Below are 938 nucleotides of genomic sequence, written 5' to 3'. Positions count from 1 at the left end.
GCGCACCTGCCGTTGCCGCACCGATGGTATGTGCTATGGTGTTTAATGTGAGGATAGAAGCCAACGGGCGATCAATGTCCGCTTTGAGTTTCGTCAGCGGTTCAGCCGCATGGATGGCCTTGTTGTCTGAGTTGAGCAATATAGCTTGGACTGATGCTCAGTAGTACCGCCTCCAGCACAGAACAGATGAAAGAAATACCAATAGCAATACGAAAATAATAGAAAGAAAGCAGTAGCATAGTTGCCCTTGAAGAAGTCACGAGTTCACGTCTACACTGAGACAAAGTGCATTATCTAATGGTCGTAGACTCCTTGTAAATAGGTGCTTCGGCAGTGAAAACCAAGCTTCGGGTATGGTTATTCGGTAACAATTTGTGAGTTATTACTCAGAAAACGGTTAAAAGTAAGGCACTAAAGCGAAAGATGACGACAAACCTTTGCCAGACATAGGCTTTATGCTTTAGAGTGAAACGAATTCGATAACCTATGAGAAGGGAAACCTAATGAACAAGACCCAATTAATCGACTTTATCGCAGAGAAAGCAGACCTATCTAAAGCACAAGCGAAAGCTGCTCTTGAAGCTACTCTAACGGTGTGACTGACGCACTAAAAGAGGGTGACCAGGTTCAACTAATTGGTTTGGTACATTCAAAGTAAACCACCGCGCAGCACGTACTGGCCGTAACCCTAAAACGGGTGATGAGATCCAAATCGCTGCAGCAAATGTTCCTGCATTCGTAGCAGGTAAAGCACTGAAAGAATCAGTAAACTAATTGCTCTGCACCGGAGATTTTCTCCGGTGTTCTTTTTAATTGCCTGACATCAATGAAAAACGACTTCTCTCCCTGACTGCCCTCCTATCCTTGCTGGTTGTTCTTCAGCACCAAGACCAAATCTTGAACAATTCACTCATTTCTCTGGTGGCCAGACGATGGGC

Annotated in this window: 2 pseudogenes; one reads left to right on the top strand and one right to left on the bottom strand. The window is 44.8% G+C overall.

Annotation, left to right across the window (positions count from 1 at the left end):
* Nucleotides 1–239 (bottom strand): annotated as a pseudogene (locus CIK04_RS23980) (DUF21 domain-containing protein); the annotation flags it as partial.
* Nucleotides 240–503: 264 nt separating this feature from the next.
* On the opposite strand from CIK04_RS23980, the pseudogene hupA reads away from it, so the two are divergent.
* Nucleotides 504–774: pseudogene (gene hupA / locus CIK04_RS23975) on the top strand (nucleoid-associated protein HU-alpha).
* Nucleotides 775–938: the final 164 nt, after the last annotated feature.

Source organism: Vibrio sp. 03_296, from assembly GCF_002265885.1.
This window is presented reverse-complemented; position numbering and strand designations above follow the sequence as displayed.